The sequence below is a fragment of the Deinococcus fonticola genome (assembly GCF_004634215.1).
Classification (GTDB): Bacteria; Deinococcota; Deinococci; order Deinococcales; family Deinococcaceae; genus Deinococcus; species Deinococcus fonticola.
Genome location: NZ_SMMH01000005.1, coordinates 38,404 through 59,859 on the forward strand (window position 1 = coordinate 38,404; position 21,456 = coordinate 59,859).

17 protein-coding genes and 1 riboswitch are annotated in these 21,456 nt (G+C 64.7%); of the genes, 7 read left to right on the top strand and 10 right to left on the bottom strand.

Annotation, left to right across the window (positions count from 1 at the left end; all coding sequences use genetic code 11):
- Positions 1–17 precede the first annotated feature (17 nt).
- Positions 18–482 (top strand): peroxiredoxin, encoded by a 465-nt coding sequence (locus E5Z01_RS04435; RefSeq protein ID WP_135228274.1) that lies wholly within the window; start codon positions 18–20, stop codon positions 480–482.
- Between the two features lie 70 nt (positions 483–552).
- Here E5Z01_RS04435 and E5Z01_RS04440 read toward each other — a convergent pair whose 3' ends face one another.
- Positions 553–1,023, bottom strand: coding sequence for a transcription elongation factor GreA (locus tag E5Z01_RS04440; protein ID WP_135228275.1), 471 nt, complete (start codon positions 1,021–1,023; stop codon positions 553–555).
- A 206-nt stretch (positions 1,024–1,229) separates the two neighbouring features.
- Between E5Z01_RS04440 and E5Z01_RS04445 the strand changes: the two genes are divergently transcribed.
- The gene (locus E5Z01_RS04445) at positions 1,230–3,863 is read left to right on the top strand and encodes an EAL domain-containing protein (protein ID WP_240738182.1); all 2,634 of its coding nucleotides are present in this window, start codon (positions 1,230–1,232) and stop codon (positions 3,861–3,863) included.
- Between the two features lie 160 nt (positions 3,864–4,023).
- On the opposite strand, the gene E5Z01_RS04450 is transcribed toward E5Z01_RS04445, so the two are convergent.
- The 3 genes from E5Z01_RS04450 to E5Z01_RS04460 all read right to left on the bottom strand — a co-directional run bounded on the left by E5Z01_RS04450 (position 4,024) and on the right by E5Z01_RS04460 (position 7,938).
- A complete protein-coding gene (locus E5Z01_RS04450) occupies positions 4,024–5,037 on the bottom strand; it encodes an ABC transporter permease (protein WP_119763291.1) in 1,014 nt (337 codons plus the stop codon).
- Positions 5,037–6,074 (bottom strand): ABC transporter permease, encoded by a 1,038-nt coding sequence (locus tag E5Z01_RS04455; protein WP_119763293.1) that lies wholly within the window; start codon positions 6,072–6,074, stop codon positions 5,037–5,039. Before E5Z01_RS04455 ends, E5Z01_RS04450 begins: the two co-directional genes overlap by 1 nt.
- Before the next feature lie 151 nt (positions 6,075–6,225).
- A complete protein-coding gene (locus tag E5Z01_RS04460; RefSeq protein ID WP_135228277.1) occupies positions 6,226–7,938 on the bottom strand; it encodes an ABC transporter substrate-binding protein in 1,713 nt (570 codons plus the stop codon).
- A 247-nt stretch (positions 7,939–8,185) separates the two neighbouring features.
- On the opposite strand from E5Z01_RS04460, the gene E5Z01_RS04465 reads away from it, so the two are divergent.
- Positions 8,186–8,650: a thioesterase family protein gene (locus E5Z01_RS04465; RefSeq protein WP_135228278.1), complete on the top strand. Its 465-nt coding sequence runs from the start codon at positions 8,186–8,188 to the stop codon at positions 8,648–8,650.
- Here E5Z01_RS04465 and E5Z01_RS04470 read toward each other — a convergent pair.
- From E5Z01_RS04470 to E5Z01_RS04480, 3 genes are all read right to left on the bottom strand, one after another.
- Positions 8,642–10,630: a GMC family oxidoreductase gene (locus E5Z01_RS04470; RefSeq protein ID WP_240738183.1), complete on the bottom strand. Its 1,989-nt coding sequence runs from the start codon at positions 10,628–10,630 to the stop codon at positions 8,642–8,644. The genes E5Z01_RS04465 and E5Z01_RS04470 overlap by 9 nt on opposite strands.
- Before the next feature lie 197 nt (positions 10,631–10,827).
- Positions 10,828–11,589: a c-type cytochrome gene (locus tag E5Z01_RS04475; protein WP_240738184.1), complete on the bottom strand. Its 762-nt coding sequence runs from the start codon at positions 11,587–11,589 to the stop codon at positions 10,828–10,830.
- Positions 11,590–11,892: 303 nt separating this feature from the next.
- A complete protein-coding gene (locus E5Z01_RS04480; RefSeq protein ID WP_135228279.1) occupies positions 11,893–12,951 on the bottom strand; it encodes a thiamine ABC transporter substrate-binding protein in 1,059 nt (352 codons plus the stop codon).
- Between the two features lie 47 nt (positions 12,952–12,998).
- Positions 12,999–13,099: riboswitch (TPP riboswitch) on the bottom strand.
- A 322-nt stretch (positions 13,100–13,421) separates the two neighbouring features.
- Between E5Z01_RS04480 and E5Z01_RS04485 the strand changes: the two genes are divergently transcribed.
- The 4 genes from E5Z01_RS04485 (at position 13,422) to E5Z01_RS04505 (ending at position 16,043) form a co-directional block, all read left to right on the top strand.
- Positions 13,422–14,588 (top strand): CynX/NimT family MFS transporter, encoded by a 1,167-nt coding sequence (locus E5Z01_RS04485; protein ID WP_135228280.1) that lies wholly within the window; start codon positions 13,422–13,424, stop codon positions 14,586–14,588.
- 70 nt (positions 14,589–14,658) lie between these two features.
- Positions 14,659–15,120, top strand: a complete 462-nt coding sequence (locus tag E5Z01_RS04490) for a (4Fe-4S)-binding protein (RefSeq protein ID WP_135228281.1) — start codon at positions 14,659–14,661, stop codon at positions 15,118–15,120.
- 9 nt (positions 15,121–15,129) lie between these two features.
- A complete protein-coding gene (locus E5Z01_RS04495) occupies positions 15,130–15,432 on the top strand; it encodes a GNAT family N-acetyltransferase (protein ID WP_135228282.1) in 303 nt (100 codons plus the stop codon).
- A gap of 176 nt (positions 15,433–15,608) precedes the next feature.
- Positions 15,609–16,043, top strand: a complete 435-nt coding sequence (locus E5Z01_RS04505) for an NUDIX domain-containing protein (RefSeq protein ID WP_135228284.1) — start codon at positions 15,609–15,611, stop codon at positions 16,041–16,043.
- 48 nt (positions 16,044–16,091) lie between these two features.
- On the opposite strand, the gene E5Z01_RS04510 is transcribed toward E5Z01_RS04505, so the two are convergent.
- From E5Z01_RS04510 to E5Z01_RS04520, 3 genes are all read right to left on the bottom strand, one after another.
- Entirely contained in the window at positions 16,092–18,077 is a 1,986-nt protein-coding gene (locus tag E5Z01_RS04510) for a hypothetical protein (RefSeq protein WP_135228285.1), read from the bottom strand.
- Between the two features lie 97 nt (positions 18,078–18,174).
- The gene (locus E5Z01_RS04515) at positions 18,175–20,073 is read right to left on the bottom strand and encodes an alkaline phosphatase PhoX (RefSeq protein WP_135228286.1); all 1,899 of its coding nucleotides are present in this window, start codon (positions 20,071–20,073) and stop codon (positions 18,175–18,177) included.
- A gap of 140 nt (positions 20,074–20,213) precedes the next feature.
- Complete coding sequence (locus tag E5Z01_RS04520) at positions 20,214–21,431, bottom strand: type II secretion system F family protein (protein WP_135228287.1); 1,218 nt, start codon at positions 21,429–21,431, stop codon at positions 20,214–20,216.
- Between the last annotated feature and the right edge of the window lie 25 nt (positions 21,432–21,456).

Here is a 21,456-nt window from a genome sequence, read left to right on the forward strand (position 1 = left end):
GCGCTACCATGCAGGGCATGACGCCGCGAGTTGGTCAACCTGCCCCGCCCTTTCAGGCCCGCAGTGACGACGGACAAATCCTCGACCTGACGGCCCTGCGCGGGCGCTGGGTGGTGCTGTACTTCTACCCGAAGGCCAGCACGCCGGGGTGCAGCATCGAAGCGCAGCGGTTCGAGCAGGCCCTGCCGGAGTTCGGGCGTTCAGGCGCGGCGGTGGTGGGCGTCAGCACCGACACGGAAGCCAGCCAGGCGAAATTCCGCGATCAGTGCCAGCTCAGTTTTCCGCTGCTGCCCGACGGCGACAAGGCAATCTGCCAGGCCTACGGGGTGCTGGGCGGCCTGAACGGCCTGCTGGGCGTGGCGGCCCGCCAGACCTTCCTGATCGACCCGCAGGGTATCCTGGTGCACCACTGGAAAAGCGTGAACCCGGCCAGTCACGCGGGTGAAGTGCTGCGCGTCCTGCACGAAAAACAGCAAAGCTGACCCCTGGAAGGTCAGCCTCACTTTGAGCATGGCGCTGGGGGCCTTCAGCCAGACCGTTCTGAACCGCGCCTCAATCGTAGTCGACGCTGACCACTGTGAACCTGTTGACGCCTTTGGGCCCCTGAAGTTCGACCGTCTCGCCGGCGCGCTTGCCGTGCAGGGCCGCGCCGATGGGGCTGGCGTCGCTGACCTTGCCTTTCAGGACATCGACCTCGTAGGTGCCGACGATCTCGAACTGGCGCTCCAGGCCCTTGGCATCTTTCAGCACGACTTTTGCCCCCAGGCCGATGGCGCCAGTGTTGTCCTCGGGGATGATCTGGGCGCGTTCCAGTTGCAGTTCTATGTCGGCAATGCGGGCTTCGTTCTCGCTCTGCTGCATGCGGGCTTCGTCGTAAGCGGCACTCTCGCGCAGATCCCCGTCCTCGATGGCTTTGCCCATGTACTCGCTGATCTGCTCGCGGCGCACCGTTTTCAGGCGGTGCAGGGTTTCCTGGAGTTTGTCGTAACCCCGCTGGGTCATGGGGACTTTTTCCTTCGTCATAAGGAGAAAGTATAAGGCTTTTTGGCCTTTGCCGCCCCCACTGATGAAGCCGGGTCGGCGGGGCCTCGATGAAGGCCGCTTGCATGAAGGCCGTAAGAGTTCGCGTGCCACCCTGGACTCAGTTCATGCCAGGTGTGCGCCCCTCCCGCGCCTGGCTCCCGGCCCACCGCCCCCTGGCCCTCACAATTTCTTCTGAAAGGTGTCTTTTGTCCATCTCCGCTGCAACTGATCCTGTTCTTCACCTGGCCCTGCGTGACCTGCTGCGGGCCCACGCACCCCACGCCACGCTGCTGGCCACCGTGGGGGAACGGGTGCTGAGTCTGCGGGCCGACGCGCCCGTGAGCGTGACGCCCGGCAGCGCCCTGGTGCCGCCCGACGAGTGGCTGGCCGGCGGTGACCTGGCCTGGCTCACGCGTGACGGGGCGCTGCTGGGCCTGCTGTGGTCACCGGACGCGCCGGTGGCCCCCGGCGCCGTCGAGGTGCTGACCCTGCTGCTGTCCGCCGCCGGCCAGGAAGGCAGCAGCCGCGAGGCGGACATGCTGATCACGCAGTTGCCAGCGGCCACCGCTTGGCTCTCGGCGGACCTGACCTTCCGGCAGGTGAGCCGCACTTTCCTGGAACTGTTCGGGCTGACCGATCAGAACGTGGTGGGCCAGGCGCTGGCTAGTGTCTTGCCGGACAGCCTGAGCCTGGCGCAGCAACTGGCCGGCGCGTCCTCGGGGCGCTCGGTGCACCTGAGAGACGAGCGGCTGCCCGGCGCGGAGGGGCGCTGGGTGCGCGGGGACGCCAAACCGTACTTCGGTGGAGCGGCGGCGGGGGTGCTGTGGACGGCCTACGACGTGACGCCCGAGTACGCCCGCGCCGGGGAACTCGCGGCGCTGCTCGACACCGACCTGCCGCTGGCCCTGCTGGCCCAGAGTGGTGAAGTCAGGCAGGTCAGCCGCGGGTTCGAGGCCCTGACCGCCTGCGCAGCCGAAGCGGCCCTGCCGGGCACACCGCTGTGGCACTGGCCCTGCTTTACCGAGGAAGGCCAGGACACCCTTAAAGAGCTGGTGCAGGCGGCGCAGGGCGGCCAGCCGGCCAGCAGCGAGGTCACGCTGGCCGGCGGCGGCGCGGTGATGCTGGCGGCCCGCCACAGCGCCTTCGCACCGGAACTGCTGATCGTGGAAGGCCCGGCACGGTACACCGGCAGTCAGGTGAACGGGCATATGGTGTCGCAGGTGCTGAGCCTTAGTGAGGCCGCGACCATCGTGCTGGATCATGCCGGGCGGGCGCAACTGATCAGTGCTCAGGCCGCCGATCTGCTGGAAATCGACGCGGCGCAGGTGGCCGGCCTGGCCCTGACACGCACCCTGGACCAGATGGGCCTGAAGCTGTACACCCCGGATGGCGACCTCCTGCCCTGGCCGGACTTCAAAGCCCTGCCGCTGCCCTACACGCTGGAGGCCATCAGCGTGACTGTCGGCGGCACGCGCCGTCACCTGGAAATGCGCGTGACCCGCATGGATGCCGAGGCCCCTGGACGCAAGGCCGGCCTGCTACTGACCCTGCGCGACCAGACTGCCCTGAAACGCGCCCACGCGAAGTTGCAGCACGACGCCAACCACGACCAGCTCACCGGGCTGCTCAACCGCGTGGGCCTGCGCCAGCGCCTGACCCGGCCCGAGGCCGCGGGCGGCATGGTGGCTGCCGTGGACGTGGACGGTTTCGGTGCACTGAATGCTGCGCTGGGCCGCACCGCCGGCGACCTGCTGCTCATTCAACTGGCGGCGCGGCTGAACGACCTGGCCAGCGACAACGGCGGGGTGGCGGCCCGCCTCACCGACGACGCCTTCGCGCTCTTGCTGCCGGGCAGCGCCGAGGTCGGCATTCAGAAGATCCAGGCGGCCCTGCAAGAACCGCTGCGGGTCGGCAAGCGCCTGGTGCCCATCACGTTCGCCATCGGCACCGCCGGCCTGCCCCCCGGCGCGCCCGATCAGGCCCTCACCGACGCCGAGATGGCCTTGCAGCACGCCAGACGCCAGGGACGCGGGCAGGTGCAACTGTTCAACGTGGGCCTGCGCGATGAACAGGCCCGCACCTTCGAGCTGGAAAACGACCTGCGCTACGCCATCGAGCAGCAACCCGAGCAGTTCAACCTGCTGTACCAGCCTGCCGTGAGCCTCAAGGATGGTCAGGCCATCGGTGCCGAAGCGCTGCTGCGCTGGACGCACCCCACGCTGGGCAACATCTCCCCCGCCCGCTTCCTGCCTATCGCGGAGCGCAGCGACCTGATCGTGCTGCTGGGCGAGTGGGTGCTGCGCGAGGCCGGCAGGGGCCGCGCCATCATCCGCGAGAGCCTGCGCAAAGGCGAGTGGCGCACCAGCGTCAACCTCAGCCTGGCGGAACTGCGCCACCCCCGCGCCGCCGAACGCCTGCTGCCCCTGATGACCAAACTCAACGCCCTGGACGTGGAGGTCAGCGCCGGCAGCCTGCTGGACCACAGCGAAGAAACCCTGGGTGTTCTGGAGCGCCTGCGCTCTAAAGGTTCACGCCTGATCGTGGACGATTTCGGCGACGCGGCCAGCAGCCTCACCGCCCTGACGCGCTTTCCCCTCAGCGGCCTGAAACTCCACCCCACCCTTACCGCCAAACTTCCCGACGACAACCCGGGCATGAAACTGGTGCAGGGCACCGTCAGCATCGCGCACAGCCTGGGCCTGAGCGTCACCGCCGTCGGCGTCGAAACCTACGCGCAACTCGACGCCCTGCGCGACCTGGGCGTCAACGCCGCGCAGGGCTACGCCCTCACCCCCCCCCTGGGGGTTCACGACCTCGCCACCTGGCTGAAAAACAGGTAAGTGTGGCGGCCCTGAAGGGGCAAAGGCAGCAGGAAGAGAAGGCAAAAGCGTTCCAGACAAAAGTCTGAGCAGGTGGCCCTTCTTGAACTCCTCTGGATGTGCGAGGCTCCCCAGGAAATGAAAAATCCCCCCAGAAGGGGGGAATGCCGCGCGGAGTGGTTTAGCGGGTGCGCGGGTCGAGGGCGTCTCGCAGGCCCGAGCCGAACAGGTTGAAGGCCAGGCTGAACAGCAAGATGAACACCACCGGGAAGGTCAGGGTGTACCAGTAGGCGGGTTTGAGCCACTGGCGGCTAAAGTCCACCAGCTGGCCCCACTCGCTGAAGCCCGGCTCGAAGCCCAGGCCCAGGAAGGACAGGGCGGCGACGCCGAGCGGCACGGTCGCCAGGTCAAGCACCGCCAGGGTGAACACCGTAGTCAGGCTGTTGGGAATCACGTGCTTGGCGATCTGGCGCCAGTCGCTGGCCCCCAGACCACGGGCAGCGTCCACATACTCCAGTTTGCGGGTCTTCAGCACATCACCACGAATGAAGCGGGCGTAGGCAGCCCAACCGGCCACGGTGTAGGCCACGATGATGGGCAGGGTGGGGTCTCCGCCAGGGTTGTTGGCCCGCATGATGGTCAGGATGACGACCGTGAGCACCAGACCAGGCATGGCGAAAATCACGTCGATGAGGCGCTGAATGGCATTGTCCACCCAGCCGCCGTAATACCCGCTGATGGCCCCGATGATGATGCCGACCAGCAGGGTAATGCCCACGATGATGAAGGACATTTTCAGGGCGGTACGGGTGCCCCAGATCAGGCCGTAGAAGATGTTGTAGCCGTTGACCGTACCGAAGATGGCTTGCTGGCTGGGCGGGCTGGGTTCCTGCGAAAAGCTGAGGCGCTCCATCTTGTAACAGCTCTGCGGCGGGGCCAGAACGGCCTTCCAGAAGGGGGCGCCCAGCGGGTTGTACACCTGATTGGCGCTGGTCATGTTCAGGTCACGCAGGCAGTTGCCGCTGGGCTTGGCGATCAGCGGCGCAAAAATAGCCATCAGCAGGAACAGCAGCATGATCGCCAGGCCACTGAGGGCCAGCGGGTTGCGGCGCAGCTTACGAATGCCGGGACTGTGCCAGAAATTCGCCCAGCGGTCGGCTTTGGGCAGCGAAACGGGCTTTTGGGCAGTGGTCATCAGTCGAACCTCACGCGCGGGTCGACCAGACCGTACAGGATGTCCACGACGGTACTCATGACCACAACGAGAAGGGCGGAAAGCAGGGTGAACCCCATCACGCCGGCCAGGTCGAGTTGCTGCGCGGACTGCACGAACCACTGCCCGATGCCGGGGTAAGCGAAGATGGTCTCGGTAATGATGGAACCGCCCAGCAGGCCGATCACCAGCAGGCCGCCCTGGGTCACGATGGGCAGCAGGGCGTTGCGGCGGGCGTGTTTTCTGTTCACGATGCGCTCGGCCAGGCCCTTGGCGCGGGCAGTGCGCACGTAATCGCTGTTCAGAACTTCCAGCATGTTGTTGCGCATGACCAGGACGATGCTGGCACTCAGTACCGTAATGAGGGTCAAGGCCGGCAGCATCATGTGGCGCAGCACGTCGAAGGTGATTTTCCATTCGCCGTGCAGGGCCGCGTCCAGGCTGAGCATCCCGGTGATGCGTTTGGCGCCGCCCAGATCATAGTCGCCCACCAGGAATTCGTTCATGGTTTCCAGCCGGCCTGGCCCCGGTGCCCAGCCCAGGTAGGCGTAGAACACCGCCAGCAGCACGATCCCCAGCACGAAGGTGGGGACGCTGTAACCGATGGTCACGAACACCCGGATCAGTTGATCCAAAAACCTGTCTTTATGTAGAGCGGCCAGGGTGCCCATCCAGATGCCGAACAGCAGGATGGGAATGGCGGTCACCAGGGTCAGTTCCACGGTGGCGGGCAGACGCTCCTTGATGGTCTCGTTCACGTCCTTGCCGCTGGCGCGGCTAAAGCCCAGGTCGCCCTTCAGGGTACTGCTGGCCCAGCGGGCGTACTGCTGCGGAAAGGGGTCACGCAGGCCGTACTGGTTGATGATGGCTTCCATGCGCGTGGCCTGCTGCTCACTGCGGATGTAAGGGGCGGCGCGTTGCTCGGGCGTCAGCAGCTGGGTGAGGCCGATGACGATCAACGACAACACGAGCATGACCAGCGGGATCTGCGCCAGTCGTCGAATTACGAAATTCAGCATGTCGGTTTCAATTTCACTCTCTTTTTATGGGGTTTTGCAAGGGTTCAGCGGGGGGACAATCCCATTGCGGAATATCCCGCCCGCTGAGCGGACAAACGTCAGTTTACGTCGTGAAGCCCTGGCCTTTTAAAGCCTCAGACTTTCTTAAGGCTTACTTCTTCGTGAGGCCGCTCCACTCCAGGTCGGTCATGGGGTTATAGGTGGCCTTGGTCAGGCCTTCACCGCTAAGGCGGTCACTGTAGAAGATCCAGGCCACAGGCGCCGGCATCAGAATGTACAGCGCCTGGTCATAGGCGCGGTTACCGATCTTGGTGTACAGGTTGTTGCGGATGGTGGCGTTCACGCTGGTGCGGGCCTGCTCGTTCCAGGCGTCGATCTGGGCGTCCTTGATGGCCGAGCCCGAAGCGTAGAAGCCGCTGCTGCCGTAGAAGGTGTTGATGAAGTTGTCCGGGTCGGCGTAGTCGGGTGCCCAGCCGATAAACAGCATGGGCAGTTCGCCCGCGTTGCGTTCCTTGAGCAGGTCGCTCCACTGCTTGGGCTGGATGTTGATCTTGAACTTGGGGTTGATCGCTTCGACGTTCTTCTTCAGGATTTCCAGCGCGATCTGCGAGGTGGGGGTGTTGGCGCGGTAGGCGGCGTTCAGCACGAAGCCGTTTTTCCACACGTCGCCGCCCCAGGCCTTCTTGAAGGCTTCGGCGGCTTTCTTGGGGTCGAATTCGTACTTCTTGACCTTGGCGTTGTAACCGGGGAAGCTGTCGGGCAGGGCCATGGTGCGCTGGGTGGCTTTGCCCTTGTAGACGTCCTGGGCGAACTGGTCGTAGTTGAAGGCGTAGCTGAAGGCGCGGCGCACGTTCACGTCGGTGAAGAAGTTAGCGGGGATGCCCTTACCGTCCAGCTTGCCGCTGCCGATGTAGTCCTTGCCCTTGATGTTCCAGTTCATGAAGATGGCGGGCGCGGAGGTGTTGGGCAGGTCGTCGACCCAGGTGATGCCGGGCTTGCCCTTGATCTGGGCTTCGTCGACGGTGCGGCTGGCTCCCTCGATGCGGTCGGCGTCGCCGCGCAGCAGCGCCTGCTGGCGGGCAGCCAGTTCGGGCACCTTCTGGCGGATCACGTTCTTGATGCTGGGTTTCTTGCCCCAGTAGCCGTCGAACGCGGTGAACAGCATGGTATTGGCATCCTGGCGCACCATGCGGTAGGGGCCGGTGCCGTTGGGCTTCTTGCTCAGGTCGCTGCCCTGCATTTCCTTGCCGGCCCAGGACTGCCAGTCCTTCTCGGTGCCGCTCCAGTCGTTCAGTTTGGTGGTGTACTCCTTGCTGACGATGGCCTGGCCGGGGAAGGCCAGCTTGGCCAGGAAGGCCGGGTCGACCTTGGGCAGCGTGAACACCAGCTGGCCGGCAGCGTTGCACTTCACGGCATTGCTGATCTTGGCCCAGGTGACGCTCTTGTCGTCCTTACCGTTGCTGGGGGTGCCCAGCAGGCCTTCGCTCAGGAACCACTGGCCCGACTCGCCGCCGTTGATCACCAGGTTGCGGCGGAAAGTGTACTCGGCGTCGGCGCAGGTGAAGGTGTCGCCGTTGTGGAACTTGACGTTCTTGCGCAGGTCGAAGGTGTAGGTCTTGCCGTTGTTGGTGATGCTCCACTTGGTCGCCAGGCGGGGCTCCAGCTTGGTGAGGCTGGCCCCGGGGTAGGACACCAGGGTCTCGTACAGGTTGGCAATAATGCCGGAGGAGGCCGTGTCGTAAGCAGACTCGGGGTCGAGGGTGGGGATGTCCCCGGCCGACTGAATGACGTAAGTGTCGGCGGGCGTGGCGGCCAGGGCGGCACCGGCGAACAGCAGGGAACTGAGAACGAGCAGTTTCTTCATATCCTTATTTCTCCTATGGATGAATCCGGATGTCACGGGCCAATGAGCTGGCCGTGCACCGGTTCGTGTAGTGAGCAGCGTGAATATACAATGTCCGCCATTTGGCGTATATGCCCCGCCGCCCAATTCCCCCCACCGGCCCCTCACGCACCCCCCATAAAGCGCGGCCTTCTCTTGGACTCTTCCCTTACACTGGCTTCCCTTAGACTGGCTTCCCTTAGACTGGCTTCCCTTAGACTGGGCGTCGATGCATTCCATCCCTGAGGGCCACAGCGTGACGCTGGACATCCTGGTCACCGACGACATGACCGTCCATTTTCATGAACTGGGGCAGGGCCCCGGCCACCCGGTGTACTCGACTTACTGGCTTGCCCGGCACTTCGAGGAAGCCGGGCGCAAACTGCTGCTGCCTTTTCGGGAAGAGGGCGAGGAAGGCGTGGGCACGTTCGTGGAGGTGCAGCACCTGGCCTCGGCATTGCCGGGCATGCGGGTCACGCACGTGGCGACGGTAGAAAGCGTGGAGGGCCGCCGCCTGACCTGCACCATCAGCGCCACCAGCGAACTGGGCGACCTGATCGCCACCGGCCGCACCGGGCAGTACGTGACGCTGGAGGCGAAGCTGGAACGCAACTTCGGGGCGCTGCGTGAACGCTGGGCCGCCCATCAGCAGCAAAGAGACGTTTCCTCAGAAAGCGGCGGGCCGTCAAGCTGACGGGCGCCCGGCGCTGGCCCGCTGCGCGATGAAGCGTGAGGTGCGCCGGGCCAGTGCCATGACCGTCAACATGGGGTTGGCGCCGCTGGCCGAGGGAAAGGCGCTGGTGTCCCCGATCCATACGCCCGGCACGCCGTGCAGTTCGCCGCTGGGGTCGGCCACGCTGGTGCGCGGGTCGCGGCCCAGGCGGGCACTGCCCATCTGGTGGGCGCTGAAAACCGGGTGCCCGCCCTGCCCGATGTTCAGGGTGCGCCACTCGCCGATGGCGGCTTCCAGGTCTTCGCCGCGCCGCCACGGTTCAGCCCGGTCGGTCAGGGGATAGATGGTGTGCGCCCCCGCCGCCTCCAGGATACGGGCCACCGTCGCCTGACCCAACCAGTAATTGTCGACATCGACCGGATCGGTGACGCTGTAGGTGATGACCGGCTCGCCGTTTTCACCCAGCGTGACCTGCCCGGCCCCCCGGTCGCGCGTCAGGTGAATGAGGCTTACGGCGTTCGCCTGCTGCGCCATGCGTTCCTTATGGTCGGCGGCGTTGAACCACGGGGCCGCCACCGCGTAGAGGCCGGTGGTGTACTGAATGGTTTCCACCAGAAACCCGTACCCGCCCGCGCGGCCCTGAAACTCGTCCATGATGGTGCCCTGCGTGGCTCCCCACCAGCCCCGCTGATCGTGGTCGAACAGGCCAGCCAGCGCCCCGCATGGGTGCAGGTGCAGGTGCTGCCCCACCGCCGGCCCGCCCAGCCCCGAGCGCAGCAGCAGGGCGGGGGTCTCCAACGCGCCGCAGGCCACCACCACCTGCGGCGCGTGTACCGTGAAGGACAGCGGGGTGCGGTCGGCAGAAGACTCGCCAGCAGCGTGCCCCCCGACCAGAACGCCACTGGCCACGCCTTCCTGGGTCAGGATGCGTTCGGCCTTCACGCCCTCGACAATGACGGCTCCGCGCTGCTGGGCGTCTTTCAGGTACGTTTTGGCGGTGCTCTGCTTGCTGCCGGTGGCGTCCCCGAACCCGCAGTGCCCGGCGTGCTGCGGGTCGTGCAGGCGCGGGTCGGCGTTGCGGTAAGCGCGCTTGAAGCTGTACCCGAGGCGCAGCGAACCCTCGATCAGGCGCTGGTGCGTGCCGTTCGATTCGCTGCAGTCGTTGTTCGCCTGAATCCGCCGCATCACCGCCCGCAGGTCGCCCTCGAATTCCGGGGTGTTCAGCCCGCTCAGGCCGGCCCCCGCCCATTCCTGGCGCACCTCGGCGGGCGTCGGGACGCAGTTCATCCAGTTGCCCACGGTGCCGCCCCCCACCGCCTGACCGGCGATCAGCGACACGTTGCCGTCGGCGGTGGTGGTGAAGCCGCCGTGCCAGTAGATGTTGCGGTAGGCCCACAGTTCGGACTGGCCCAGTTCGGCATCCGCAAAGTGGCGGCCCCTGTCCAGCACCACCACCTTCAGGCCCTGCCCGGCCAGTTCGCCGGCGATGACCCCCCCGCCCGCGCCGGAACCGATCACCACCACGTCCGCGTGCATGTCCTGCCCGGCTTGCGGCACGGTGACGGTCAAATCCCGCTGGGTCTGTGCGCCCTGGAAGGTCGGGCCGGCGTAGGCGAACTGCTTCCAGGTGGGGTTCAGGCCGTCCTCGCCCACCTGCGCGTAGCCCAGCATCAGCGTCAATTGACGCAGCGCCTCCAGGCCACGGGCAGCGCGGGGGTCGCGCGACAGCAGGCGTAGGACACCTTCGCGCACTTTCAGGGGCGTGCGCTCCAGCTTTTGAACGAAGCGCAATTTGTCCAGCAGTTCCAGCAGGCCCGCGCGGTCGCTGGCGGGCAGGTCGGCAATCACGCCCTCGGCGGCGGCCGGCACGCCCAGCGTCCGGGCCGAGTGGGCGTAGAACCCGTGCGGATCGTCGCGGCGGTTCAAGGCGGGCAGAAAGGTGTCCATCAGGGCGGCCAGCGTGCGGCGCTGCGGGTCAGTCAGGGTATCGAGCTGGGTCAAGGCCGTCTCCTTGTGCGAACAGGGCAAATTTTTTGAATCTGGTACAAAAAATCTAGCGCATTTGCCGAAAGAAGACGGATGGCCCAGCGTCCACGGGAGGTCACCCGCCGACTGGCCCCCGCGCCTGCCACACAAGAAAACCGCCCCCACAGCAGCTTCAGGCAGGGGGCGGAGCAACCAGCCTAACAGCCTGGGCGTCAGCGCATGCTGCTGAGGTAAGCCGCCAGGTCCTTCAGGTCGCCGTCAGAAAGGGGTTTCAGGACAATGCGCATGGCTTCGGGCGCGACGATGCCGCCAAAACTGGGCGCGTCACGGAATTCGTGCAGGATGTTCAGGCCGTACCCGGGCGAGAGGTTGGTGACGCTGGCGACCTCGTTGTCGCTGACGCCGCGCCCGTCTGCGCCGTGGCACACCTGGCAGGCCACCACGTTGCGCCCAGCGTCGCCACTCAGGAACAGTTTCTCGCCCCGGGCGCGGGCGTCCGCGTCGGCCTTCCAGGCCGGGCCGGGTTGCAGCGGCGTGTAGTACGCCGCCAGGTCGGCGATGTCCTGATCGGACAGTCTGGCCGCCACGCCCTGCATCACCGCGCTGGGCCGCAGTTTCGCCCGGAAGGCCGCCAGTTGCAGGTGCAGGTAGGGCGTGATCTGCCCGGCCAGCCCGGGAACGTCCGCCTTCGTACTCACGCCGCCCGCCCCGTGGCACTGCTGGCAAGCGCCCTCGTGCAGGGCCTTGCCCCGCGCCGCGTCAGGAGGCCCGAACTTCAACGCGAGCGGATTGCCACCCGCTGCCGGTGCCGTGGGTGGCGGCGCGGCAGACGGGCTGCCCTGTGCTTGCATGGTGGACGCCTGCATGCTGGAGTGCCCCTGCATGGTGGCCGGGCCACTCATATACATGCAGGCACTCAGGAGCAGAGGAAGGGGAAACAGGGCCAGCCACTGGACACGTTGACGGGTGGGCATACGAACCTCCACAGGACGAGAAGGACGGGCACGCAGGTGAGGCGGGACTTCTCTCCCAGCTTAATAGGAAAAGAAGTTACTTTCTGGATCAGGTTCAAGTGGACATTCGATGCAGCGGCTCCTGAGCCAGGCCCTTCTGTCTCCTTCATCAGCACGGTGTAACAAGCTCCACCACCAAGGTGTACGTCGCCCCCCTTTCAGAAGCTCCGGAAGGCAAGGAGCTGGATTGGTCGGAGCACGTCACAGCCGGACAGCAGACGAAAAGATGAGGCAGGAGAACTGCCCCATCTTCTTCACTTCGGTTCAGCGGGCGCGCAGGACGTGACTTACCCAGGCGTCGACCAGGCGCTGCGGGTTGCTCGTCAGGCCCGGCTTCACCTCGGAGAGTCTGGGTTCGTCGGCGAACTTGAACACCGGGTCGAGTTTCGTGCCCTTCACCGCTGGGTAAATCCACATGCGGGTGGGAATGTCGGCCTGCACGGCGCTGCCGAGCATGAAATCCACGAACTTGCGGGCCAGGGCGGGCTGCCTGGCGCCCCGCAGGATGCCCACGCCTTCCAGTTGCAGCCAGGTGCTGCCGGGCAGGAACAGGTTGGCGGTGGGAGCCTGCGCCGGCAGTTTCGCGGGGTTGTAGCCGTCGGCGTAGAACACCTCGGCGGCGGGGCTGCTGGCGTAACTCAGGACGATGGGGTACTTGCCGCCGTTTCTGCTGAAGTCCTTGTAATAGGCGTCACTCCAGCCGCGCGTGACCTTCATGCCGTTCGCCCGCGCCTCGCGCCACCACGACCAGGCGCCAGCCTCTCCGTAGTGATTGACGGTCGCCAGCAGGAACGCCAGACCGGGACTGCTGGTGGCGGGGCTCTGCACCACCGTCAGTTTCGCGTACTCGGGTTTCTTCAGGTCATCCAGCGTTTTCGGCAGGGGCAGGCCCGTTTTGGCCAGGGCCGCCCGGTCGTAATTCAGGGCCACGAAGCCGTAATCCACGGTGTTCAGCGCCCCCGCCTCGTCCAGACGGTAGGCGGCCGGCACTTTGCTCAGGTTCGGAGACTGGTACGCGGTGAGCAGGTTCATCTGCTTCGCCCGGCCCAGCAGGCTGTTGTCCAGCCCGTACACCACGTCGGCCAGCGGAGCGCGGCGCGTCAGCACCAGGCGGTTCAGGAGTTCCCCGGCATCGCCGCCCTTCACGAAGCGCACCTTCGCGTTGTTCGCCTTCTCAAACTGCGCCACCAGTTTCTTGTCCACGTCGAAACTGTCGTGGGTGATCACCGTCAGGGTCGTCTGAGCATTCGTCGTCTGGGCATTTGTCGTCTGGGCACTTGCCACGCCCAGCATCAGCAGGGCCGAAAACAGCAGTTTACGCATAAAAAATCCCCCTCGCGTCACGAGAGGAAAGAGGTGTGGGCACTCGTTTTACAGCCCGGTCACGCTCCCTCCGCCGGAATAACCCGGTTCAGGTTCCTTGGGTATGGTCTCAGCCCCCTTGTTGCAGAAGGCACCCCAGGTGACGCAATGGGAAGGATACCAGAGGGTGTCAGCGTGTGTCCGGCTGGGCTGACAATTCAGGGGCGGAGGCCAGGACGGTCGTGGCGCAGCCGCTCGCTCCCATCAGGGCTGGAGGCGACCCGACCAGACCGTCCCGGGCCTTTGACACCGCCAGAATTCGACGGTGCTCAAGCTGGCGGTCAGGGGGAACGTCCTCCCCGGCCCGTGGCAAGGCCCTGAAGTTCACCTGCGCTGTTCGGCCCAGCAGAACGCTGAATTTAGATAACCCACGTCTGGGCGCGTGAAATCGCTTACCCTGAGCGTATGTCGATTTGTAGCTGGGCGAGGTGGTGACGCCCCGCAACCGCGCCACTCCCCTGCTGCTGATCACGGGCGTGCTGCTGGTGGCGCTTAACCTGCGTCCGGTGATCGCGGCGTTCGAGCCGCTGCTGGCGCAGATTCAGACCGAGCTGGGCGTGAACGCGGCGACGGTCAGTCTGTTGATGTCCGTTCCGCTGCTGTGCTGGGGCGCCTTCGCGCTGCTGGCCCCGCTGTTCGTGCGTTCGCGCAGTGCCGAGGCGGTCATCCTGGGGTGCCTGGCAGTCATTGGTACCGGCGCCCTGCTGCGAACCGGGCCGAGTTTCGCGTGGATTCTGGTGGGCACGGTGCTGGTCGGGTCGGGCATTGCAGTGGTGAACGTGCTGCTGCCCAGCCTGCTGCGCCGCGATTTTCCGGAACGGCTGGGGCTGATGACGGGCCTGTACACCACGGCGGTGGTGGGCGGGGCGGCCATCGCGTCGGCGGCCTCGGTGCCGCTGCGAAACGCCTTTCAGGGATCGTGGCGGGCGGCGCTGGGGTTCTGGGTGCTGCTGGCCGTGCTGGGCGCGGCGGCGTGGTGGCCCGCGGTACGCGGTCGCCCGGAGCGGTCGGGCTTACAAACCGCTGCGGGCGTCAGCATCTGGCACAACCCGGCCACCCTGCCGGTCACGGCGTTCATGGGCGCGCAGAGCATGGTGTTCTTCATCTGGATGACCTGGTTGCCCCGCCTGCTGGTCGATCAGGGCCTCAGCAGCACCCAGGCCGGGTTGCTGCTATCGGTGGGCAACATCGTGCAGTTGCCGTTCAGCCTGTACGTGCCGATTCTGGCGTCCAGGTTGCCCAGCGTGCGCCCGCTGGTCGTGGCCCTGAGCGCCTGCGTGGCGGCCGGCTTGCTGGGCCTGCTGCTCGCGCCGGGTGCTCCCCCGCTGGTGTGGGCCTTGCTGCTGGGCATCGGCTCGGGCAGCGCCTTTCCGCTGGCGCTGTACCTGATCGCGCACCGTGCCAGGAGCGCCGCCGAAGCCCCCAACCTGTCCGCGGTGGCGCAGGGCTGCGGTTACCTGTTCGCGGCCACGGGCCCCGTGCTGTTCGGCGCGGTTCACGACCTCACCCACGGCTGGCACGCCCCCCTGCTGCTGCACCTGGCCCTGACCGCCCTGATGCTGGTCACGGGCCTGTGGGCCAGCCGGGAATTCACCTGAGGTTGATGCCTCCCCGAGGCCTTCCATTTTGTGTGGCATGACCGGGTTTATATGGGGTTTACACTACGGCATGACTGACCCGAAGTCACACTGGGGCAAGGCGTACACGGACGACGACATCACCGTCTACTACGACGCTGGGCGCTGCATTCACTTTGCCGCGTGTGTGCGTGGTCTGCCGCAAGTGTTCAACCCGAAGGCAAAACCGTGGATCAGGGCGGACGCTGCGCCAGCCGAGCAGATTGCCGGGGTGGTGCGCCGTTGCCCCACGGGCGCCCTGCATTACGAATTGAAGAACGGCCCCGCCGAGTCACCCGAACCCACCAGCGTGGAGGCGCGCGAGAACGGCCCGCTGTTCCTGCGGGGTGACCTGACCATTGCCGCACCTGACTCAGCCACGCCCGGCGGTGAGGTCAAGGACACCCGCGCGGCCCTGTGCCGTTGCGGCGGCAGCAGCAACAAGCCTTTCTGTGATGGCACGCACCGCAACGGCTTCCAGGCCGAAGGCGGCCAGAAACTCAACACTGCGTGAGGAGCAAGCATGACTGAACTCAGGAAAAACGACGAGAAAAGCCGTTACGAAATCCTGCAAGGCGGGCAGGTGGTGGGTTTTGCGGAATTCCGCCCTGTCGGCGACGCGGTCATGCTGCCGCACACCGAAATCGAGCAAGGCCACGAAGGGGAAGGCCTGGGCAGTCAACTGGCGAAATTCGCCCTGGATAACGTGAAGACCGAGGGCAAGCGGGTGATTCCCATGTGCCCTTTCATTGCCGGGTACATTCGCAGGCACCCGGAGTACACGGAACTGGTTCACCCACAGCAACGCGGCGTGTTCAAGCTCTGAAAGCCTGAGCGTCCCGGTTTTCTTTTGTGCTCCTGGCGTTTAGAGCAGTTCTGCGAATTATGCGCTCTGAGGAAGGACACCCCAGAGCGCTCCATTCTCGGTTCTGCTCGTCTGAATTGACTCGATTTGCTCGGCCAAAAGCACTGCGTTCTTTTGTCAAATGCTCTAATAAGCGCATGGCTGTGGATTTAATCGTCTGGGTCATCGTTCAGGATGGGGCAGGTCGCATTCTGCTGGGGCGACGTGAGAGTACGCGCTTTGCCAGCGGGTGGTGGAACCTGCCGGGCGGCGCGGTGGAAACCCGGGAGAAAGTGGCCGACGCGGCGGCGCGTGAACTGCGCGAGGAGACAGGGCTACATGTGAACCCTGCCGATTTGCGGCATATCGGCGTGAACAGGTACGACGTGGAGGGGCTGCACGGCCGCGCCGAGGGGGTGAATTTCTTCTTCCTGGTGCGAGAATGGGACGGTGAGCCGCAGCCACTGGAGAACACCTCGGAGCTGGGCTGGTTCGACCCGGAGAACATTCCCGCAGACGCCCTGCCGTGGCTACCGCAAGCCCTGAAAAACCACCTGCTCGACGCTCAATTCTTCGTCGAGCAGGTGGATTGATTTCCGGGCGTCATGCCCCAGCTTTTTTCCCCAACGACTCCTTCCCACTCACTTCAGCAGCGGCACGTAATCGGGCACGAAATTCCCGCCCTGGGCCTCGGTTTTCTCCTCGTCGATGAGGGTGGGCGTGGTGCCGATGCCGTAGGTGAAGTTGGGGGCGTGGGTGTCCACCGGGCGGTCGGTGATGACCTCGCCAATTTGGTAGGGCGTGCCGTTCTGGTGCGGGTAAGCCGTTTCGGGCGTGCGGAAGTAACGCAGGGTGAAGGGCGTCTCGGGAAACACGTCCTTGCCGAAGTCGTAGCGCTGCGTGGCGACCACCTGACGGTAACGGCGTGCGCCTTCCAGTGCGGCCTGGCGGGTCGGCAGGAACAGTTCGGGGCGAATGGTCTTGCCTTGCAGGTACTCGCCTTTTGCCGTGAACTCGCGCATCAGTCTCTGGCGCAGTTCCTGGGCGGCCTTGACGCCCTGCGGGTTGTTTTTGCTCACTTCCGTGCGCAGGTCGGGCCAGTCGGCGCTGTACCCGTTGGCCCTGCTAATCTGGCGGTTCAGGTAGGTCTCGACGCTGGCGGGCATGTCGCCGAACAGAGACGCGCCCACCACGTGATCCAGGAAGTAACGGTACTCGCCCACGTTCTTGCCCCGGTTCAGGGGTTCGGGGGTGGTCAGGTGCCCCGGCGTCTCCCCCGCCCCGGCAGACGCGCTGGCCTTGTAGCCCAGGTAGTTCATTTCCTGCCAGCCGAGTTTCCCCGTGAACTGCCGCGCCATGGCCCAGGTGCTGTCGACGGTGTTCCCGGTACCGGAAGTAAAGACGCTGTTCTGCCCCACATCGCTCTGGCGAACATTTCCGCTGTGGCAGGCGACACACTGCGTGAGTTCACTGGGCGTCTGGGCGCGCAGGGCACCGCCCTTGTCCTCGATCCAGCCGCCGAGCAACCAGCCTGCGCCGTTCTCGATCCAGCCCTGGGTGCGGTTGGCGTACACGGGCGCACTTTCTTCCTTGAGGGCCAGGCCGAACTCGTCGGGGTGCCATTCGCGCTGCTTGTACATCCAGCGGATTTCCTTGACACGGTTGGCGCGGGTGCCAGGAAAGCGGCTGATGCTCCGGTCGGTGCCGTCGGCCTGCACGTCCACGTAATGCAGCGGGTGCGCGAACTCGGTGCCCAGCGGGTACTGCCCGCGCACGATTTCAATACCGGACGCCGCGCCAACATACGTTTTCTCGCCGCTCAGCCTGTCCTGCGCGTTGCGCTGCACCAGATCGAGGTTCTTCTCGTAGGTGCTCAGGTCAAATTTTCCAGCGGTGGACTGCATGAACTTCGCGGGCAGGCGCACGTACACGCCTGACACGCTGCCCGCCAGGGGCGTGAAAATTCCGTACGGCATGAAGTTCAGCGCGCGCCAGCCGGTCACCCAGCCCTGGCCGTCGTTGAACAGGCCGCGTTCCTGCGAGGCCGAACGCACGAAGCCGTCCGCCTGGGCCGGCAGATCCGCCGGGGCCAGGGCTGGGAAGAGCCGCATGGGGGAGTCCACGCCGGTGTCCCAGTCGGTGGTTCTGGCCCGCTTATCGAAGGCGGCCTGCCAGTTGTCCTGGCGCACGTAAGCCTGCATGTCCCACTCCTGCGCTTTCACCCCCAGCGAGGCAGCCACGCGCGCCAGCACTTCGGGCCGCAGGGTGTTCTCCCAGGGATTCACGCTGGAATCGATGACGTGCGGGTAATCGAAGACCCCGAAGGCATACTCGGCCTGCAGGTTCCCGACGTTAGGGTTTCCGCCCGCCTGTGGGTTGTTGTTCCCCAGGCCTTTTTCCGCCACCCCGTCGGTGTGGCAGTACTGACAGGCGTTCTGCGTGCCGAAACTGGTCTCCACGTAACACTGCGCCGGAATATGTGCGTGAGGATTCGGGAAGGTGCCGCGGTGAATATGTTCCCCCCGCAGCGGCATTTTGACCGTGGACGTGGCGGTGAGCTGGGCGTGCGCCGCCAGCGGGACGGCCACCGAAACCAGCGCCGCGAAAACAATGAACTTCGTGTGCATCAAATAACCTCAAAAAGTGGGAAAGGGGCAGCAGGGTTGCCCCCACCGCCCCCCCGGACTCCGACCGACTGCGACTGCTGAACGCGGGTGCCGGCCCTTACTTCACGGCGGGCAGACCGTGCAGGTAACCGACGCTGTTCTGCAACTTGTAGTTGAGGACGCCGTACTTGTTCGCACCCCACTTGGCCTTGGCGGCGGCTTCCAGCTTGGCAGTCAGTTCCTTGTTCTGGCTGCTGATCCAGTCGCCCTGGTGCTGGTTGTTGCTGGTGATGTAGGCGTGCCCGTTCATGTTCTCGACGACGCCCAGCCCGGTCGCTTCGGCCCCAGCGGCCACCGACAGGATGCGGCTCAGTTTCCTGGTGTCCACGTTGTACGCCCACACGTAATTATTGACGTGCATGCCGCTGTCCTCACCGATGAACAGGGTGCGCATGGCTTCGCTGTAATGCACGTTGTCGGTGTTGGCGATGGCATTCACGTCGGCGGTGTTGCCGTTCGCGTCGGCTGGGATGGGTTTGCCGAGCAGGGCGGCTTCCACGTAGGTGCGGGTGGCGACGTAATTGCTGTTGATGGCGTTACCTTCGGTGTCTTTCTGTCCGGCTTTCAACTCGAAGGTGTACGTGGCTCCGGCCTTGTTCTCCGGGAGTTTCACATCGTCCACGGGAACGCCTTCTTCGGCTTTCATGCTGGTTTCGATGCGGCTCATGGCGTAGTACATCTTCTTGTCGGCCTCGTTGAAGGTCACGCCCTCGCCCTTCGTGAACTCGGTGGTGGCCCCCAGGTACGCGGCGTACCGGCGGGTCTCGAAGAACGCAGCGGCCTGCTCCATGCCGGGTTTCAGTTTCAGCCACACGGTCTGGGCGCTGCCCGCGCGGGTGGGCTTGAATCCTTCCTTGGCTTCCAGGCTGGTCTCGAAGATGTCGCCGATGTTGACCTTGTCCTTCAAGGCCTTGATTTCAGCGTGCGTGGCGTGCCCCAGCCTGATCCAGGAGATGTTGGCCGCGCCACCATTCTGGTCGCTGGTCTGGTTCCATTTCGCGGCGTAGATGGTGCCGCCCGCTGCGGGATCGTTGGCCTTGTCGCCCACGAACATGAAGAGACCCGAGTAAGCGCCATCGTCGCCGTAAATGGCGGTGCGCCCGTCAGCGGCGAACCGCGCGATTTCCCAGGTGCCGCGCCCCATCTCGTAGTGCTTGGTGACTTGGTAGCCGCCGCCGGGTTTCACGGCCACTTCCACGGGGTAACCGTAATCGTAGGGGTTGGCCTTCTTTTCACCCTTGAAGTACACCTCACTCATGGCCTTCAGGCCCGCCTGTGTGGTGGTGTACGACTTCTCGCCAGGCACGAAGTACAGGTCGTAATCTTCCTCGCCGCCCAGGTGCGTGCCCCAGGGCGTCGGGCCGCCGAAGCAGAAAATCCAGCCGCCACCCACGCTGGCAAAATCCACGCTGGTCTGGCTGCCCACGCTGAGCTTGCCGTCCGCGCCCTGGCCCAGTGCCGTGACGTTCATGGTCATGGGCATGCGACTGTACCAGTTCTCGGCCTTGTAAGCGTCCACGCCGTTTTCCAGAATCCAGTCGTACTCCCAGTGGTTGACCAGGTAAGGCTTACCGCCCACGTTGAGCAGGCTGGTGCCGTCCGCCGTTTCGGCCACGACGTTATCGCCCTGACGATCCTTGATGGGGTTCATCTTGTAATCGAACAGTTGTCCGGCGGCATATTTCTGCCCATTCACAGTGTTGGTCTGGTCGGTGTTCCTGAACAGCACGTTGTACGACAGCGGGAAGTCCTTCGTGGTGCCGTCCGCGTAGGTCACCTTCGCCACTGAGGTGCTGTAGGTGTCCAGCATCTCGGCTTCGGTCTGCGGCACAGGCATGGAGCTGAACTCCACGCTTTTCACCGCTTTCACCTCGGCCCTCATGGTGGGAGCGCAGGAGGTCACGCCCAGCGTCAGGCCCAGGCTCAGGAACATCAACGGCAGCTTCATCTTTTTCATCACGCTTAAATTAGAAACGCCGTGTCAGACCCTCGTCAGGCCGAGGCACGGCTGACACTGCTGGGCCGGCTCAAAGTTTGGAAAAGAAAAAACTCCCCGCGTCATAGCAGGGAGTCGGAAGCTGGATAGGAGTGAGTCGATTACATGAGGCTGTTCATCAAGGAGATCATCGGCAGGAACATGGCCAGGATGATGACCAGCACGATTCCGCCCAGGAACACGATCATGATGGGTTCAATCGCCGCCGTCATGCTTTCCACGGCCTCGTCCACCTCGCGGTCGTAGAAGTCGGCGACCTTGGCGAGCATGCTGTCCAGCGAGCCGGTCTCTTCACCGATGGCGATCATGCTGACCACCATGGGCGGAAACACCTTGCTGGAGGCCAGGCTCTGGCTCATCGGGTCGCCCACCATCACGAAACTCTTGGCGGTGTCGATGGTTTCCTCGACGATGGCGTTGTTGGCGGTGCCCTTGGTGATCTCCAGCGACTCGATGATGTTGACCCCGCTGTTCATCAGCAGGCCAAAAGTGCGGGCGAAGGAAGCCACGGCGGTCTTGCGAATCAGGTTGCCGAAGATCGGCAGGCGCAGCTTGAGGTCGTCGATGGCGTGGCGTCCGGCCTTGGTGGCGTAATACCAGCGGTAAGCGAACACGATTCCCACGAGACCGACTAGAACGTACAGCAGCGAGGCGCGCAGGAAGTCCGATAGGGCCATCACCACGCGTGTGATAAGCGGCAGTTGTGCCCCCTGCTGGTTGAGCATCCCCGCGAACTGCGGCACCACGAAGGCGATCAGGCCGTAGGTGATCAGAACCGCGAACACCAGCACAATGGTGGGGTACGTGAGCGCCTTTTTGATCTTGCCATTCAGGGCCAGTTGCTTTTCCTGAAAGTCGGCGATGCGCGCCAGCACGGAGTCCAGCGTCCCACTCGTCTCGCCGGCCCGAACCAGGTTGATAAAGAGGCGATCAAAGGTCTTGGGGTACTGCGCCAGGCCCTCGCTGAGGGGCACACCTGTTTCGACTTCAACGCGGATCTTCTGAAGGATGCCCTGGAAACTTTTGTTCTCGATCTGTTTGTTCAGGATGGACAGCGACTGCACCAGCGGCACGCCGGCGTTGATGAGGGTGGCGAGCTGCTTGCTGAAAATGGCGACTTCTTTGAGTTTGGGGGGGCGATCGGTCAGCCCCGGAATTTTGATGTCGGCGTTGAGGCCGCTTCTGGGCGGCTTGATCTCGACGATCATGAAATTCTTGGCCCGCAGGGCGTCCCGAACCTGCTCGCGCGTTTCGGCTTCCATCTGCGATTTCAGGACCTTGCCACTGCGGTCCCGGACTCGATATTCGTAGACCGGCATATCAGTCAGTATAGTTCGCTGGTCT